Below are 14,612 nucleotides of genomic sequence, written 5' to 3' on the forward strand. Positions count from 1 at the left end.
ATGTCGTTCGTGGTGAGAGTAGAACGCGGTCATCCGGACCGCCAGAGCAGAGGAGATCTAGCCGGTTGACGCCTCTTGGCTGCATCAAGTCGAGTTCACTCGGCCTCGGGTGGGGGGCCGACGAGCAGCACGAACTCGGTGCTGCCCTTCAACCGGAACGGGGCGCTCCACCGCACACCGGCCTTGTCGCTGCTCATCGCAACTCCACCGCCGACCGGATCGCCGGAGGCGTCAACCAGCACCACCGAGCTGGCCGGGGACTCCAACCGCAGCTGGAGGTTGAGCTCGATGGAGTCGGCGTCGACGCCCGGCACGGTCAGCGGATCACGACCTGCGCCCTCGCTGAGCGGGGAGGTGCGGTGGTAGACGGAGATCTCGCCGTCCACGTCGTTCGGCGTGCACCCGGCTTGGTCCGGGGTCATCGAGGAGGCCGCGGTCTCGGTGATGGTGTCGAGGCACGACCAGGCGTCGATCGTCACGTCCTGGGCGTTGTAGTCCCAGGAACGGCTGACGACGGCGTAGAACCCGAGGACGATCAAGACGAGGAAGATCCAGCCGGGCACACTGCGCCCGGCCCCCCATCGCTTCCCGGAGCGGCGCTTACGCGGAGTCGTGGTGAAGGACTCCGGCGGATCTGCCTCGGGTCGGGTCAACGACCGTCCGCGGACCTGGACCGGTAGGGGCTGTCCTCGTCGTCGAGGTCGTCGTCGGTGTCCTGTGCGCCGTCAGCGGAGGAGGCCTCGGCCTTCTCCTGCGCGGTGAGCTCCCGTTGGAGTGCGCTCAGGTCGGTTTCGGGAGAGTAGTACTTCAGTCTCCGTGCAACCTTGGTCTGCTTGGCTTTCGCCCGGCCGCGCCCCATGGCGTGACCCCCTCATGCGTCTGCCGGGTGGGCACCGCTCAACCGACCGGTGCGTTTGCCACCGATCAGACCGCGCAGCCAGCCCGGGATGTGTGTCTGTCTCGTAGGTGCAAAGGTACATGAGCAGAGCCCGGCCGCGCGCATCGCCCCGCCAGGAACGCGAGGATCGGTGCTCAGCGACGACGGATCGCCACGGTGCCGATGGCTGCCAGCGCCAGCAGGGCAGCACCCACCAGCGCCCACATCCATGGTGCGACCCCAGCGGCCTCGGTGTCGCCGCTTTGGCTCGCGACCGCGTCGGTGCTGGCCGGCGGGTCCCCCTCCTGGGCTGGTGCGACGGTGGTGGGCGAGGCCTGGCCGCCCCGCGGTGCAGCATCGGCCCGAGCCTCCAGGGGCTGCGTGCCCTGCGAGGCCGGCTCCTGCACGGTGTAGTCGAACGTCCCCGAGATGGGGTGCCCGTCCTGCGAGGTCACCCGCCAGGTCGCCTCGTAGTCACCGGATGGCACATCCGTGGACAGTGGCTGACTCAATCGGTCGCCCTCGATCTCCGGCGTGCCATCCAGGGCACTACCGAGTGGACCGCTCACCTCGACCCAGGCCCCCAGATCGGTGAGCTCCCCCGAGAAGGTCAGGGTCAGCTCCGCAGGGGGTTGCTGCAGGGTCTCTCCGGACGCCGGCTCGGTGCCGGTCAGCTCGTCGTGCGCGAGCGCCGCCGGCGCCCAGCCGATCAGGATCAGGAAGGTCACCAGCAGCCCCAGTGCTGTGGGGGTGCGCAGGCCGCGACGGCGGGCATCGACGCTGCTCATGCCCGCAGTCTAGGAACCCCCTCTGACACGCCCGGGCCTCGGAGGGACTAGAAGCCGGAGTCGGTCGGTCGCGGGTAGTACTGCGCGTACTTCTTCACGTAGTTGGTCTTGGCCAGCAGCACGTAGCCCTTGCGCTTGAGCGAGTCTTTCGTGACCAACGGGTGGAACACGCCCTTGCGGCGCACCCGCTGGACCAGCGCCTTGGTGTCAGGGCCGAGGTAGCGGCGCAGCAGCCACATCGGCAGCACGCAGTAGAGGATCTCGTTGCGCACCACGACCTGGTCGACCGCCCGGTCCTGGACGAGGTCGGCGGTGATGAACTCGGCGACGTTGGCCCCCGCCGCGGTCACGTAGTAGTTGTTGCGGCCGATCCGGGGATTGACCTCGAAGAACTTGGACACCCCGTCCCGCGGGTCCAGCTTGACGTCGAAGTTCGCGAAACCGTGGTAGCCCACATGCCGCAGCAGTCGCTCGGCCTGCTGCATCAACTCGGGGTATGCCGTGGTGACCATCGCGGCGGGGTTGCCGATGGCCAGTGGCTGGTGCTCCTGCAGCAGCACCTGGGCGGTGGCCAGCAGGGTGACCTCGCCGCGCTGGTCGACGTATGCGGTGATCGAGCGCATCGCGGTGTCGTCGCCGGGGATCAGCTCCTGCACCACGAAGCGGTCGCGGAAGCCGGCGTCCCGGACCCGGTGGAAGATGTCGACGAGCTCGGCCGCGGAGTCGACCTTGTAGATCTTGTTCTTGCCCTCGAACTTCAGGCCCTCGTAGGCGGCGCCGACCGCGGGCTTGGCGACCACGGGGAAGGTCAGGTCGACCGGGTCGGGGCTCCACGACGGCTCGTCGGCACCGGAGAAGTCCTGCACGAGAGTCCGCGGGACGGGGATGCCCAGCTCCTCGCACACGGCCCCGAACTCGATCTTGTCGGCGATCATGTCGAGCACCGGCCCGGCCACGGCGGGCACGACATACCACTGCCGCAGCCAGTCCGCCTGGTCGCTGAGCATCCGGCTGAAGGAGTCGGCGTTGGACAGCAGCAGGGTCGTGCGGCCGGCAGCGGTGCGCAGCTGCCCCTCTCGCTCCAGGGCGTCCAGGGTGTCCTGCCGCTCCGCGTGCTCCCCGAGCTCGATGGTGTGGATGAAGGTGGACCACTTGATCGGCCCGGCCACGACGCGGGAGATGACGGTGCTGTGGATGCCGTAGCGCTCGTGGAAGGCACGGGCCATGGCGTAGATCCCGATGTCGGTGCCGAGCAGGACGACGTCGAAGTCAGGGTCGGTGGTCGGGGCGGTCATGAAACTCCCAGGGGTGCGGCGATCTCGACCGAGAGCCTACGGCAGGCGTAGGCCCCCTCCTCCACGTGACATGACCGGAGGCGCGACCTAGGTTGAGGCCATGGCCGACGTCGTGACCCCCGACCCGCCGATCCACCTGGTCGTGATGGGGGTCTCGGGCAGCGGGAAGAGCACCGTGGCCGAGGCCATCCAGGACCGGATGGGCTGGGTCTTCGCCGAGGGCGACGACTACCATCCCGAGGCCAACCGGGCCAAGATGGCCGACGGCCGGCCGCTGACCGATGAGGACCGCTGGCCGTGGCTGCAGACCTTGGCCGACTGGACCCGGGAGCGCGACGAGCAGGGCGAGTCCACAATCTTGACCTGCTCGGCGCTGCGCCGGTTCTATCGCGACATCCTGCGCCGCGGCGGCGAGCGCACCGTCTTCGTGCACCTGGTGGGCGACAAGTACCTCCTGATGGAGCGGATGCAGGGCCGCGAGCACTTCATGCCCCCGTCTCTGCTGGAGTCCCAGCTCGACACCCTGGAGCAGCTGGAGCAGGACGAGGAGGCCATCGTGCAGGACGTGACCAACTCCCCGGAGCGGATCGCCCGGGTGGTCGCCGCTCAGCTCGACCTCGCTCCCTGACCGCCGCGGTCGGTCAGGTGAGCTGGAGCTGGTCGGCAACGACCTGGCCGGCGTGGATCACCGTGCGGTCAGCCGGCCGGTCCATCACCGCCGATGTCACGCTCTCCCCGTCGACCAGCGTGAGGTGGGCCGGGTCGCCCACCGCCAGTCCCGGCCGATCGCCGAGGGAGCTCAACCGTGGGATCGAGGGGTCCATGATCCCTGCGCCGCCCACCGTGGCCACAGCCAGGCAGTGCTCGATCAGCTCGTCGGCGCGGAAGCCGCTGGTGAACCCCAGCTGCCAGGTACGGTCGAGCATGTCGGCGTTGCCGTAGGGCGACCAGTAGTCGCGCTGCCCGTCCTCCCCGAGCCCCACCCGCACGCCGGCCTCGCTCAGCGCCCGCAGCGGTATGCCGCGCCCGCCGCCCGGCGCGATCGTCGCCGTCGCGATATCTGCCTCCGCGAAGGCTTGGACGAGGTTGCTCACCTGGGACTCGGTGCCGTCCCACATCCCGTAGCCGTGCGAGATCAGCACGCGCCCCTGCATACCCAGCGCCCGGGTGCGCTCGATGATCAGGTCGGCGCTGAACCGGCCCAGCTCACCGGGCTCGTGCAGGTGGACGTCGACGGGGAGCTGATAGCGCTCGGCCAGCCCGAAGACGATGTCGAGATGACGCACCGGGTCGCGATCGAGGGTGCACGGGTCGATGCCGCCGACCACATCGGCGCCGGCCCGCAGGGCATCCTCCAGCACCTGGGGCGAGCCGTCCTCGCGGAGCAGCCCGGCCTGCGGGAAGGCGATGACCTGCACGTCAGCACGGTCGCGGTGGGTCTCCCGCGCGGCCAGCACGGCCTCCAGCCGCTCGAGGCGGCAGTCCACGTCGACCTGGGCGAAGCTGCGCACCCGCGTCGTGCCTCGGGCGATCATTCGCGCCAGGGTGTCGGCGACCCGCTCGGTGATCCCGACCTCGCCGTCGCGCCAGTGTGCCCGGTCGTTGAGCATCATCGCCCACACTCCAGGCCCGCCCGTGTGCGGGCGGAACGGGAGCCCGATCCGGGTGGAGTCCAGGTGCACGTGCACGTCGGAGAAGCTCGGCAGCAGCAGCCTGCCCCGGCCGGCCACGACCTGCTCGGGCGTGCGGGCGGGGTCGTGCGGAAGAACCTCGGCGATCGTGCCGTCAGCGATCCGCACGTCGGACATCTCGCCGCCCCAGGGGCGGCCCTCGCTGATCATCACCACCCCACCGTATGCGGGGGCGGGGCCGGGCTCAGCCTTGCGAAGTGGGCGGCTCGTCGGCCGTCGCCTCGGGTTCGGGGGCTGCAGCCTCGGGCGGGGAGGTGGGCCTGTCGGTGCGTCGGCTGCTGCCGCTAGCGGTGCGGGTGCTCCGCTCTGCCTCGGCGGTGGCTTCGGCAGCCTCGGCCCGGGCTCGGCGCAGCGCCTCACCGGGGTCCTCCAGGGCCGGTTCGTCGACCTTGATGTCCAGATCGGAGCCCCCAGAGCTGTGCGCCCCGTCGGTGACGCTGCCGGCCGGGCCGTCCAGCGGTGAGGATCCGGAGCCGTCGCCTCCGGTGCCGAGCGCGTCGCCGATGCCCTTGAGCGCCTGGGTGAGCTCACTGGGCACGATCCACATCTTGTTGGACTCGCCCTGCGCGATCTGGGGCAGCATCTGCAGGTACTGGTAGGCCAGCAGCTTGCTGTCGGGATTGCCCTTGTGGATGGCGTCGAAGACCTGCAGGATGGCTCGGGCCTCGCCCTGGGCCTCCAGGATCGCGGACTGCGCTGTGCCCTCGGCACGCAGGATCTGGCCCTGCTTCTCACCCTCAGCGGTGAGGATGTGCGACTGCTTGACGCCCTCGGCGTTGAGGATCGTGGCGCGGCGGTCGCGCTCGGCGCGCATCTGCTTCTCCATCGAGTCCTGCACACTGGCCGGCGGGTCGATCGCCTTGAGCTCGACCCGGTTGACCCGGATGCCCCAGCGGCCGGTCGCGTCGTCGAGCACCCCGCGCAGCTGGCCGTTGATCTGGTCGCGGCTGGTCAGCGTCTGCTCCAGGTCCAGCGAGCCGATCACGTTGCGCAACGTGGTGACGGTGAGCTGCTCGATGCCCTGGATGTAGTTGGCGATCTCGTAGGTCGCGGCCTTGGGGTCGGTCGGCTGGAAGTAGATGACGGTGTCGATGGAGACCACCAGGTTGTCGCTGGTGATCACCGGCTGCGGCGGGAACGACACGACCTGCTCGCGCAGGTCGACGACGGCGCGCGCCTTGTCGATGAAGGGCACCAGCAGGTGCAGCCCGGCGTCGAGGGTCCGGCTGTAGCGGCCGAGTCGCTCGACGATGACGGCCGAGGCCTGCGGCACGATCCGGATCGCCTTGGCGATCGCCGTGGCGACGAACAGGATCAGGAGGAGCAGGACGACATACAGGGTGAAGGTCTGGGGCTCGGGCATGGTGTCTCCTGGTCGGTATGCGGTCAGCGGGGGGCGACGACGGCAGTGGCGCCGTCAATGCGGATGACCTGCAGGATCTCTCCTGGAGGGAACGGCTGGGCGGGGTCCTCGGAGCGGGCCGACCACTGCTCACCGCGCAGCTTGACAGTGCCGCTGCGGTCGGTGACCTGGGTGATCACTTCGGCGCGCTGGCCGACGTTGGCGTCGCTGTTGGTGGGGACGGCCGGGCCGGTGAGATTGAGCCTCCGCAGCAGCAGGGGACGGAGCAGCGCCAGCAGGATCAGTGCGGCGACGACGAAGACGATGACCTGCAGCGGGAAGCTCAAGCCGACCCCGGCCGCGACCGCGGCAGCGAGGGCCGCCGCGGCCAGCATGGTGAAGACCAGGTCGAGGGAGGCGATCTCGATGAGGCCGAGCACCAGGGCGGCGGCGACCCACCACAGCCACTGCGTATCCGCGATCCAGTCCATCGGGCACCTCCTCGTCGAGTCGTCCCATCGTAGGCCGCAGCATCATCCGACACTGCAGCAACGTGCCAGGCACTCCAAAGGTTGCCGGCGAGATCCCGTGGTGCAGAGGGTGCCGAGTGTCACCATGCGCACCGGCTCCGCGTCGGGATGCGGTGCACGGGGTGACACTCGGCGCCGAACGCACCAGGCGCTCGATCGCGGACGATCCCACCAGAGCCGGTGCCTCAGTGGGGCGGGTCGATCCTGGTCAGCTCCACCCGGAGGACTCGGACGCCCCAACGGCTGCTCGCGTCGGCAACTGCTAGGCGGAGCTGGGCCTCGAGCGCGTCCCGGCTGCTCAGTGCCTGCTCCAGGTTCAGCGTGCCGATGACCTCACGCAGCGTCGTCACCGTCAGTCGCTCGACTGCCCGACGCCAGTCGTTAACCTCGTAGGTCGCGGCCTTGGGGTCGGTGGGCTGGAAATGCGTCGCGGAGTCGACCGCGACGACGTCGAGGTGTCGGGCGAGCCATCCGGGCGTGCAGACCGGCGTCGAAGCGATCGGCCTGCGCCTGTAGGGCGAGCGCATCGTCCGCCGCCGAGGCGGTGCGCGTGCTCAGATCCGAGCGGGACAACCACCCCACGCTGCGCAGCAGGGTCACCGACAGCATCGCGCGGGTGTCGGCAACCTGGGCGAGGTCGGCAACCTCCGGCATCCCTCGGGTCAGCACCGCCACCTCCGGTCCACCCTGCGCCAAGGCGTATCCGTGAGTGGGCGCGGCGGCCGCCACGGCCTCATGCCCTGGCCGATCAGGCCGGGGCCCTACGTCCGGGCGTAGCGGTCGAGAGATCCGGGACCAGTGCAGACCGGGCAGGCCCACCTGCCGGGTCACCCGCAGCGTGATCGGCAGCTCGACGCTCTCGGCGCTCCGGCCGGACCGGTCGGCGCTCAGCGAGGCGGGGACGGTGAGGCGGATTCGTGCCGCGAGGGTGTGTCGCACGGCCGCGGCCCGGGTCAGCGTCATACGGGTCCTGCGCTAGGGCGCAACTTCCGGATGACCCTGTCCAAGGGTGGGGTGCCACAGCCCGCAGATTCACGACCGTGCACACAGGTGGTCACCGAGCGGCCAGCGAATGCACCGGGCCTCCGCGGTCACGCGGTGCGCATGCTGCCGGTCGGTGAAGCGCTACGCGTGCCGAGGTCTACCAGAGGCCGGAGGGGTGCAGACTGCGCGGCGTCGCGCGCGGGGTCTGCCCTGGCGTCGGTGCCGGCGCGAAGGCTCGCGTGATCAGGCCGAAGATCTGCTCGGTCTCGATCAGGAACGAGTCGTGGCCGTAGGGCGAGGAGATGGTGATCAGCTCTCGGCAGGCCGGCGCCTGCGCGATGACCGCACCGTCGGCCGGGGTGTAGAGCCGGTCGCTGTCCACGACCGCCACGGTCAGCTCGGCGGTGATCCGCCGCAGCGCCGCCTCGACGCCGCCGCGGTCACGGCCGATGTCGTGGCCGTTCATCGACTCGGTCAGCACCAGGTAGGAGTTGGCGTCGAAGCGCCGCACCAGCTTGCGGCCGTGGTGCTGCAGGTAGGACTGCACGGCATACCGGCCCCCGCGCAGCGGCTCCTCGCCCAGCCGCGGTGCCGCGCCGAAGCGGTCGTCCAGGTCCGCCGCCGCCCGGTATGTCGTGTGCGCGATCTGTCGGGCCACCTCCAGTCCGTTGCGCGGCCCGGGACCGGGGTAGTAGTCGCCGCCGACGAAGCCGGCGTCGCCGCGGATGGCGTGCAGCTGCGGCGTGGCCCAGGCGATCTGGTCGGCGGTGGCGATGGCGCAGGTGGCGATGGCCAGGCATCGACGGACCCGACCCGGATACGTCGCCGCCCACTCCAGCGCGCGCATGCCGCCCATCGACCCGCCGAGGACCGCGGCAAACGAGCGGATCCCGAGGGCATCGGCCAGCAGCGCCTCGCCGTGCACCTGGTCGCGGATGGTCAGGGTCGGGAAGGACGAGCCGTAGGGCCGGCCGTCGGCCGCGGGGGTGCTGGGCCCGGTGCTGCCCCGGCAGCCGCCGAGCACGTTGGGCGCCACGACATACAGCTCGTCGGTGTCCAGCGCGGCACCGGGACCGATCAACCCGGGCCACCATCCGGGGGTTGGCTGGCCGGGGCCCGCGTCACCGACGACCTGTTGGTCGCCGGTGAGCGCGTGCAGGACGAGGACGGCGTTGTCCCCGGCCGAGTTGAGCCGACCCCACGTCTGCACAGCCATGCGCACCTCGGGCAGATGCGCCCCGCTCTCGATGTCCAGACTGCCGACGACGAGGCTCCGCCGTCGCGACGGTGGGGCCGGCTCGGACATCTCAGGCGCCCTTGGCGGCGATGAAGCCGCTCTCCAGGTCGGCCAGGATGTCGTCGATGTGCTCGAGGCCGACGGCCAGTCGGACCAGGCCGGGGGTGACCCCGGCGGCCTGCTGGGCGGCCTCGCTGAGCTGGGAGTGCGTCGTCGACGCGGGGTGGATCACCAGGGAGCGCACATCGCCGACGTTGGCGACAAGCGAGTGCAGCTCCAGCGCCGAGACGAACCGGCGCCCGGCGTCGGCGCCCCCGGCGACCTCGAAGGCCAGCACAGCGCCGGCACCGGCGGGCAGGTACTTCTGCGCTAGGTCGTACGAAGGGTGACCCGGCAGCCCGGCGTAGGACACCGACTCCACCTGGTCCTGCTCCAGCAGCCACTCGGCCACCCGCTGGGCGTTCTGCACGTGCCGCTCGATCCGCAGCGACAGCGTCTCCAGGCCCTGTGCGATCAGGAAGGCGTTGAACGGTGACGCGGCCGGCCCCAGGTCGCGCAGCAACTGCACGCGCGCCTTGAGAATGTAGGCGAGGTTGGCGCCGAGCGCGCAGCCGACGCCGAGGTCACGGGCGTAGACCAGGCCGTTGTAGCTGGCGTCGGGGGTGTTGAAGCCGGGGAAGCGCTCGGGGTACTGCGCGTAGTCGAAGTTGCCCGAGTCGACGATGACCCCGGCGATCGAGGTGCCGTGACCACCGAGGTACTTGGTCGCCGAGTGCACCACCACGTCGGCGCCGTGCTCGATCGGCCGGCACAGGTAGGGCGAGGGCACGGTGTTGTCGACGATCAGCGGCACGCCGAGCTCGTGGGCGACCTCGGCGACCGGGGCGATGTCCAGAATGTCGCTGCTGGGGTTGGCGATGGTCTCGCCGAAGAACGCCTTGGTCGACTCGGTGGCCGCTGTGCGCCAGGACTCCGGGTCGGTCGGGTCCTCCACGAAGGTGACCTGCACGCCGAGCTTGGGCAGCGTGTGCTCGAAGAGGTTCTGCGTGCCGCCGTAGAGGCTGGGGGAGGCGACGATGTGGTCACCGGCCTCGGCGACGTTGAGGATCGCCAGGGTCACCGCCGACTGACCGGAGGCGGTCAGCAGGCCACCGACCCCGCCCTCGAGGTCGGCCACGCGGTTCTCGATGACCTCGCTGGTGGGGTTGGCGATGCGGGTGTAGATCGGGCCGAGCTCGGCCAGGGCGAACCGGTTGGCGGCCTGGTCGGCGTCCTCGAAGACGAAGGACGTGCTCTGGTAGATCGGCAGCGCCCGGGCGCCGGTCTCGGCGTCCGGGGTCTGGCCGGCGTGGATCTGACGGGTGGCGAAGGACCAGCTCATGGGGTGCTCTCCTGGATCAGGGAAGGATCAACGGGTATGCGGTACAGGACGTGATGGGGGTATGCGGTGCGACGGGTGTCCGCGAGGCGGACTCAGCAGCGGCACATTCGGCGGGTCACAGCGGCGCTCCTAGCAGGTCGGCGTCGGCTGGGCCCCTCGGGTGAGAAGCCCGCGCTTGCGGACGACCCGGGTGGGCCGCCCGCCTGGTCATCACCTGGGGCACCCCACCGCGAGTGGAGGGTTGCCGCCCAGCAAGCCAGGGCTTGTCGCTGGGACTCATGACCATATGCACTGACATGTCTAACACGGTGCTCGATCCGCAGTCAATTCGGTCATTCGTCTGGCGCGGTGGCTGCTATCGAAGAAACTTCGGCTGCTTGCGTGTGCGACATCGGGCACTAGTCGGCGCGTGCCTGGGGGAACCGAGCGGTGCGGGCCGGCCCCTGAGCTCGGCACGCGCACCGCCCGGAGCTTTCAGCCCGTCTCCACGGCCTCGTCGCCGCGGCGCCGGACCAGGGTGACGAGACCGAGCAGCACCAGCACGGCGCCGGCACCGACGAAGACGGCGGGCGTGGCCACGGACCAGTCGACGTCCAAGTCGACGATCTGGATGCCGAACACCAGACCCCCGACGAGCAGAGCGACCAGGCCCAGGACGACCGTGGCCAGCCTCAGCCTCCCCCTGGAGGCGACTCCCGACGCCGAGAGTCATGAGGGCGCCAGGCCCGCAAGCCACAGGCCTCCCATCCCCGACGATCATGAATGCGACGTTCCGAACGCCAGAGCGTCAGCAACGTCACATTCATCGCCGGCGTCGAAGCAAGGAGAGGCCAGATGAGCCCTGACCAGCGCCGAGTCACCCGGGTCGTCATCGTCGACGACCACCGGATCTTCCGGGTGGGGGTGCGCGCCGAGCTGGCCGAGGTCGCCCCGGGCGTCGAGGTCGTCGGCGAGGCCCCGACCGTCGACGCCGCGGTCGTCGAGATCCAACGGGCTCGACCCGACGTGGTGCTGCTCGACGTGCACCTGCCCGGAGGTCAGGGCCGCGGGGGCAGCGACGTGATCCGCGGGTGCGCCGGCCTGACCAGCGAGGCAGGCCAGCCGGTGCGGTTCCTGGCACGGTCGGTCTCCGACGCGGCAGAGGACGTGATCGCGGTGATCCGGGCCGGGGCCCGGGGCTATGTGACCAAGACGATCAGCGGCGGCGACCTGGGCACGGCGATCCGGCGGGTGGCCGAGGGCGACGCGGTGTTCAGCCCCCGGCTGGCCGGCTTCGTGCTCGACGCCTTCGGCGCAGCGGCCGGTGAGGTGGCCGAGGTCGACGAGGAGCTGGACCGGCTGAGCACGAGGGAGCGGGAGGTGATGCGGCTGATCGCGCGGGGCTACCAGTACAAGGAGGTGGCCAAGGAGCTGTTCATCTCCATCAAGACCGTGGAGACCCACGTGTCGTCGGTGCTGCGCAAGCTGCAGCTGAGCTCGCGGCACGAGCTGACCGCGTGGGCGATGGACCGCCGCCTCCTCTGATTTGCGAGGGTGCCAGCGCCCCCGCCACGCATCTTGCTCGGGAAGTTGTCGTCCGTCACCACCCCTGGGCCGTGAGGAACGTCGTGGAGGTCGCGAGCATCCCGCGGCCCGCAGGCCGGAAGCCCAGCGTGTCCAGCCAGGGCTCCTCGAGCGAGGTCACCACGTGTGAAGCTCCGGCATCGGCCGCCGAATTTATCGTCGTCCAGGTCAGGTCACTCCCCACGGTCAACGGTGTGCCCGGGGTCAGCTCGACCAGCGCCAGCATCGCCGTGCCCGGTGAAGCCCAGGTGACGACGGCCTGGCCGACGAACTGCTCAGCGTCCGCGTTGTCGACGTGGGCCTGCAGCCACGCGATCCGCCGCTCGAATCGGCGGCCTCGGCCGGGGTGCAGCCCGTCCCGGGCGAGCCACTGCCCCTCACCCCCCGCGGGCACCTCGCCGACGGCGCGCGCTGACTCCGAGACCCACCAGGTGCCCGACAGCTCGATGTAGTCGGCGACGGGTCGCCGCCCGGCGCGCGCGACATACCCGGTCATCAGTTCCTCCGCGAGATGCCCCTGCACCTCGTCGGCCCAGTCCTGCGCCGACGTGGTCTCCAGGCCGGTCCAGATCCCCTGCCCCGTGTCGTCGATCGGTATGCGGACCCCGAACCGGTGCGGGTTCTCGCGCCAGCGGAACACGACATACAGCTCGGTGCCGTGCCGCCGCAGCTCGATGAGGTGGAAGCCGTCGCGGCTGAACGGGCCGAGGCGCAGCCGGGACTCCAGATGAGCGATGCCGTCGTCCAGCGAGAAGGCCACGTCCTCGATCGTATGCCGGTGCCTCCCGTGGCCCCGGTGCGCCGCGAGCCGGTGCACAATCAGGGCCTTGCCGGTTGTGTGAGCGGGGTTACGGACGGGCCGCTGGATCCTGCCTAGGTTCGCTGTCACCAGCGAAAAAGACGAGGCAAGGGAGCGGCACCATGGCACAGGGCACAGCGACCAAGAGCACGTCGATGATCTCGACCACGAGTGTGGTCCACGGAGTTGTCGGTGGTCTGACCGGCGGTGTCGTCTTCGGCCTGATGATGCAGGCCTTCGGCATGATCCCGATGGTCGCCATGCTCGTCGGCTCCGAGGCCGTCGCGGTCGGGTGGATCGTCCATCTGGTCAACTCGGCCATCTTCGGGGCCGCTTTCGGGCTGATCGCCGGCGCCCGTCAGATGGGGTTGGGTATGCAGCTCGCGATGGGCGCGGCATACGGTCTCGTCCTGTGGGTGGTCGGCGCCCTGCTGCTGATGCCCGCTCGGCTGGGCATGGACCTGTTCGTGATCAACGAGATGAGCGTGCGCAGCCTGATGGGCCACCTGGTCTTCGGTGTCATCCTCGGCGGCGTCGTCGCGATCCTTGCCCGCCGTCACGCCCGCTGAGAGCATGGAGGGCCAGGGTGCCGCGAAGTGCTTCCCCGAGCGGGTCGAGGCGCTGGCACCGCGCGAGATGCCGGTGTGGGCCACCGGCGGATGGGACGGTGTCGACGCGATGACGGATCAGGGCGGGGCGCCGAGCTGGTGCATGGCCGAGGTCGACATCTTCCAGGACCTGTCCGAGGCGGAGATGGACGCCATGTCGCGGGCGGCGCCGATGCGCAGGTATGCGGCCGGTGAGCTGCTGCATACCCCGCACCAGCAGGTGGAGGCGCTGTTCATCCTCAAGCAGGGACGGGTCCGGGTGTTCCGGCTCTCGCCGGACGGGCGCGCGCTGACCACCGCCGTGCTCAGCCCCGGGACGATCTTCGGCGAGATGGTCGTGGTGGGCCAGCAGATGTATGACAGCTATGCCGAGGCCTTGGAGGACGTGGTGGTGTGCTCCATGGACCGGGCTGACGTGCACCGGTTCCTGCTGGGCGATGCCCGGATCGCGGCCCGGATCGCCGAGACCCTCGGTCGGCGGCTCGCGCGGATCGAGTCGCAGTGGTCGGACGCGGTGTTCAAGAGCGTGCCGCAGCGAGTGGCCGGGGCGCTCGCGGTGGTCTCCGAGCGGCGTGGGCCGCTGCCGCTCGGGAGAGCGACGCAGGTCAACCTGACGCATGAGCAGGTCGCCGGGCTGGCCGGGACCAGCCGGGAGACCGCGACCCGGATCCTGGGCGACTACGCGCGGGAGGGTCTGATCGACCTGGGCCGGGGGCGGATCAAGATCCTGGACCCCGACGGTCTGGCCCGCGCCAGCGGCGGCTGAGCCTCACCTGAGCTGGGGCAAGCCGATCAGTGTCACCAGGGCCACAAGGACCAGGATCGTCACCACCGCGCCGAGCCAGGATCGTCACCACCGCGCCGAGGGGGCTGCGCAGCACCCTCGGAAACGAGGATCCACCACCGGCCCGGTCCACCTGGTCGCCCAGGGCCATCAGGTGGTTCTTGCGTTGGCTCACGTCTCTGTCCCGATCCGGCCGCTCGGGTTCATCCGCATCAGCGTTGTACATCCGCGCCATGACTACCTCTCGTCCATGAGGACCGCTGACGTTCCAGGGTGCCAGATCGCCCTCATCGGTGGAGGAAGACGAGCTCCCTGGACTCCAGCATCCCGAGGATCTCATCTGGCGACGTTCCTTCGGTGAGCCCGAGGTGAACCAGGGCAACCCGACCCGCCGACTCGCTGCCGACAAAGGTGAACTGGTGGCTGAACGGTTGCTCGAGCAGCAGGCTCTTTCCGTCTCTCCAGAGATCTGCCAACACGCTCACTGCCCGCTCGGCGGCCTCCGGGGAGTCGAAGCAGTAGGCCACGGTGATCTCGGGGTCACCATCGGGCGCCGCCCACCCGATGCCGACGACGTCGAACGCGTCGGCCACCAGCTCGGCCGACCGCCCCTCGACGCTTGCCGCAAAATCGGGCGCCCCGCGAAACACGTCGGTCGAGCTGTGGGAGGTGCCCCGAGCCAGGTATGCCGTCGTGGCGCCGCCGTCGTCGAGCCCGGCGGCCACCGCGGGCG

General features: G+C 70.3%; 18 protein-coding genes and 1 riboswitch. Of the genes, 4 read left to right on the top strand and 14 right to left on the bottom strand.

What is annotated here, in order from left to right; genetic code table 11:
• Nucleotides 1-95: 95 nt before the first annotated feature.
• From ACR2FV_RS08940 to ACR2FV_RS08955, 4 genes are all read right to left on the bottom strand, one after another.
• On the bottom strand, nt 96-653 hold the full coding sequence (locus ACR2FV_RS08940; protein WP_434015340.1) for a hypothetical protein: 558 nt from the start codon (nt 651-653) through the stop codon (nt 96-98).
• Nucleotides 650-859, bottom strand: a complete 210-nt coding sequence (locus tag ACR2FV_RS08945) for a DUF3073 domain-containing protein (RefSeq protein WP_434015341.1) — start codon at nt 857-859, stop codon at nt 650-652. The genes ACR2FV_RS08940 and ACR2FV_RS08945 overlap by 4 nt, the downstream gene beginning before the upstream one ends.
• A 173-nt stretch (nt 860-1,032) precedes the next feature.
• Nucleotides 1,033-1,665 (bottom strand): copper resistance CopC family protein, encoded by a 633-nt coding sequence (locus tag ACR2FV_RS08950; RefSeq protein WP_434015342.1) that lies wholly within the window; start codon nt 1,663-1,665, stop codon nt 1,033-1,035.
• 47 nt (nt 1,666-1,712) lie between these two features.
• The gene (locus ACR2FV_RS08955; protein ID WP_434015343.1) at nt 1,713-2,960 is read right to left on the bottom strand and encodes a carboxylate--amine ligase; all 1,248 of its coding nucleotides are present in this window, start codon (nt 2,958-2,960) and stop codon (nt 1,713-1,715) included.
• Nucleotides 2,961-3,060: 100 nt separating this feature from the next.
• Here ACR2FV_RS08955 and ACR2FV_RS08960 point away from each other — a divergent pair, with 100 nt between their 5' ends.
• On the top strand, nt 3,061-3,588 hold the full coding sequence (locus ACR2FV_RS08960) for a gluconokinase (RefSeq protein WP_434015344.1): 528 nt from the start codon (nt 3,061-3,063) through the stop codon (nt 3,586-3,588).
• A 13-nt stretch (nt 3,589-3,601) separates the two neighbouring features.
• Here the strand turns inward: ACR2FV_RS08960 and ACR2FV_RS08965 are convergent, their stop codons facing one another.
• The 8 genes from ACR2FV_RS08965 to ACR2FV_RS09000 form a co-directional block, all read right to left on the bottom strand.
• Nucleotides 3,602-4,801 (bottom strand): amidohydrolase family protein, encoded by a 1,200-nt coding sequence (locus ACR2FV_RS08965; protein ID WP_434015357.1) that lies wholly within the window; start codon nt 4,799-4,801, stop codon nt 3,602-3,604.
• 34 nt (nt 4,802-4,835) lie between these two features.
• The gene (locus tag ACR2FV_RS08970; protein WP_434015345.1) at nt 4,836-6,014 is read right to left on the bottom strand and encodes an SPFH domain-containing protein; all 1,179 of its coding nucleotides are present in this window, start codon (nt 6,012-6,014) and stop codon (nt 4,836-4,838) included.
• 23 nt (nt 6,015-6,037) lie between these two features.
• Nucleotides 6,038-6,484 (bottom strand): NfeD family protein, encoded by a 447-nt coding sequence (locus ACR2FV_RS08975; protein WP_434015346.1) that lies wholly within the window; start codon nt 6,482-6,484, stop codon nt 6,038-6,040.
• Between the two features lie 224 nt (nt 6,485-6,708).
• Nucleotides 6,709-7,023, bottom strand: coding sequence for a paraslipin (locus tag ACR2FV_RS08980; RefSeq protein WP_434015358.1), 315 nt, complete (start codon nt 7,021-7,023; stop codon nt 6,709-6,711).
• Complete coding sequence (locus tag ACR2FV_RS08985; RefSeq protein WP_434015359.1) at nt 6,905-7,486, bottom strand: hypothetical protein; 582 nt, start codon at nt 7,484-7,486, stop codon at nt 6,905-6,907. The genes ACR2FV_RS08980 and ACR2FV_RS08985 overlap by 119 nt, the downstream gene beginning before the upstream one ends.
• Before the next feature lie 178 nt (nt 7,487-7,664).
• Entirely contained in the window at nt 7,665-8,813 is a 1,149-nt protein-coding gene (gene metX, locus ACR2FV_RS08990; RefSeq protein ID WP_434015347.1) for a homoserine O-acetyltransferase MetX, read from the bottom strand.
• Nucleotide 8,814: 1 nt separating this feature from the next.
• The gene (locus ACR2FV_RS08995; protein WP_434015348.1) at nt 8,815-10,125 is read right to left on the bottom strand and encodes a bifunctional o-acetylhomoserine/o-acetylserine sulfhydrylase; all 1,311 of its coding nucleotides are present in this window, start codon (nt 10,123-10,125) and stop codon (nt 8,815-8,817) included.
• Between the two features lie 166 nt (nt 10,126-10,291).
• Nucleotides 10,292-10,409: riboswitch (SAM riboswitch) on the bottom strand.
• A gap of 190 nt (nt 10,410-10,599) precedes the next feature.
• A complete protein-coding gene (locus ACR2FV_RS09000) occupies nt 10,600-10,746 on the bottom strand; it encodes a hypothetical protein (protein WP_434015349.1) in 147 nt (48 codons plus the stop codon).
• 213 nt (nt 10,747-10,959) lie between these two features.
• Between ACR2FV_RS09000 and ACR2FV_RS09005 the strand changes: the two genes are divergently transcribed.
• Entirely contained in the window at nt 10,960-11,649 is a 690-nt protein-coding gene (locus ACR2FV_RS09005; protein WP_434015350.1) for a LuxR C-terminal-related transcriptional regulator, read from the top strand.
• A 55-nt stretch (nt 11,650-11,704) separates the two neighbouring features.
• Here ACR2FV_RS09005 and ACR2FV_RS09010 read toward each other — a convergent pair whose 3' ends face one another.
• Nucleotides 11,705-12,448: a hypothetical protein gene (locus tag ACR2FV_RS09010; protein WP_434015351.1), complete on the bottom strand. Its 744-nt coding sequence runs from the start codon at nt 12,446-12,448 to the stop codon at nt 11,705-11,707.
• A gap of 161 nt (nt 12,449-12,609) precedes the next feature.
• Between ACR2FV_RS09010 and ACR2FV_RS09015 the strand changes: the two genes are divergently transcribed.
• Both ACR2FV_RS09015 and ACR2FV_RS09020 read left to right on the top strand, forming a co-directional pair.
• A complete protein-coding gene (locus ACR2FV_RS09015; RefSeq protein ID WP_434015352.1) occupies nt 12,610-13,056 on the top strand; it encodes a hypothetical protein in 447 nt (148 codons plus the stop codon).
• 4 nt (nt 13,057-13,060) lie between these two features.
• Nucleotides 13,061-13,861, top strand: a complete 801-nt coding sequence (locus ACR2FV_RS09020) for a Crp/Fnr family transcriptional regulator (protein ID WP_434015353.1) — start codon at nt 13,061-13,063, stop codon at nt 13,859-13,861.
• 305 nt (nt 13,862-14,166) lie between these two features.
• On the opposite strand, the gene ACR2FV_RS09025 is transcribed toward ACR2FV_RS09020, so the two are convergent.
• The coding region (locus ACR2FV_RS09025) for a hypothetical protein (protein WP_434015354.1) at nt 14,167-14,612 on the bottom strand (446 nt) is incomplete at its 5' end.

The sequence above is a fragment of the Ornithinimicrobium sp. genome (assembly GCF_051004135.1).
In the GTDB taxonomy this organism is placed as follows: Bacteria; Actinomycetota; Actinomycetes; order Actinomycetales; family Dermatophilaceae; genus Ornithinicoccus.

Excerpts from the sequence above, each read along its gene's own strand:
- ACR2FV_RS09015 (WP_434015352.1), top strand. The coding sequence starts at position 12,610 with ATGGCACAGGGCACAGCGACCAAGAGCACGTCGATGATCTCGACCACG.
- ACR2FV_RS08950 (WP_434015342.1), bottom strand. The coding sequence starts at position 1,665 with ATGAGCAGCGTCGATGCCCGCCGTCGCGGCCTGCGCACCCCCACAGCA.
- ACR2FV_RS08965 (WP_434015357.1), bottom strand. The coding sequence starts at position 4,801 with ATGATCAGCGAGGGCCGCCCCTGGGGCGGCGAGATGTCCGACGTGCGG.
- ACR2FV_RS08985 (WP_434015359.1), bottom strand. The coding sequence starts at position 7,486 with ATGACGCTGACCCGGGCCGCGGCCGTGCGACACACCCTCGCGGCACGA.
- ACR2FV_RS08970 (WP_434015345.1), bottom strand. The coding sequence starts at position 6,014 with ATGCCCGAGCCCCAGACCTTCACCCTGTATGTCGTCCTGCTCCTCCTG.
- ACR2FV_RS08975 (WP_434015346.1), bottom strand. The coding sequence starts at position 6,484 with ATGGACTGGATCGCGGATACGCAGTGGCTGTGGTGGGTCGCCGCCGCC.
- ACR2FV_RS08995 (WP_434015348.1), bottom strand. The coding sequence starts at position 10,125 with ATGAGCTGGTCCTTCGCCACCCGTCAGATCCACGCCGGCCAGACCCCG.
- ACR2FV_RS08945 (WP_434015341.1), bottom strand. The coding sequence starts at position 859 with ATGGGGCGCGGCCGGGCGAAAGCCAAGCAGACCAAGGTTGCACGGAGA.
- ACR2FV_RS09020 (WP_434015353.1), top strand. The coding sequence starts at position 13,061 with ATGGAGGGCCAGGGTGCCGCGAAGTGCTTCCCCGAGCGGGTCGAGGCG.
- ACR2FV_RS08960 (WP_434015344.1), top strand. The coding sequence starts at position 3,061 with ATGGCCGACGTCGTGACCCCCGACCCGCCGATCCACCTGGTCGTGATG.
- ACR2FV_RS09005 (WP_434015350.1), top strand. The coding sequence starts at position 10,960 with ATGAGCCCTGACCAGCGCCGAGTCACCCGGGTCGTCATCGTCGACGAC.
- metX (WP_434015347.1), bottom strand. The coding sequence starts at position 8,813 with ATGTCCGAGCCGGCCCCACCGTCGCGACGGCGGAGCCTCGTCGTCGGC.
- ACR2FV_RS08955 (WP_434015343.1), bottom strand. The coding sequence starts at position 2,960 with ATGACCGCCCCGACCACCGACCCTGACTTCGACGTCGTCCTGCTCGGC.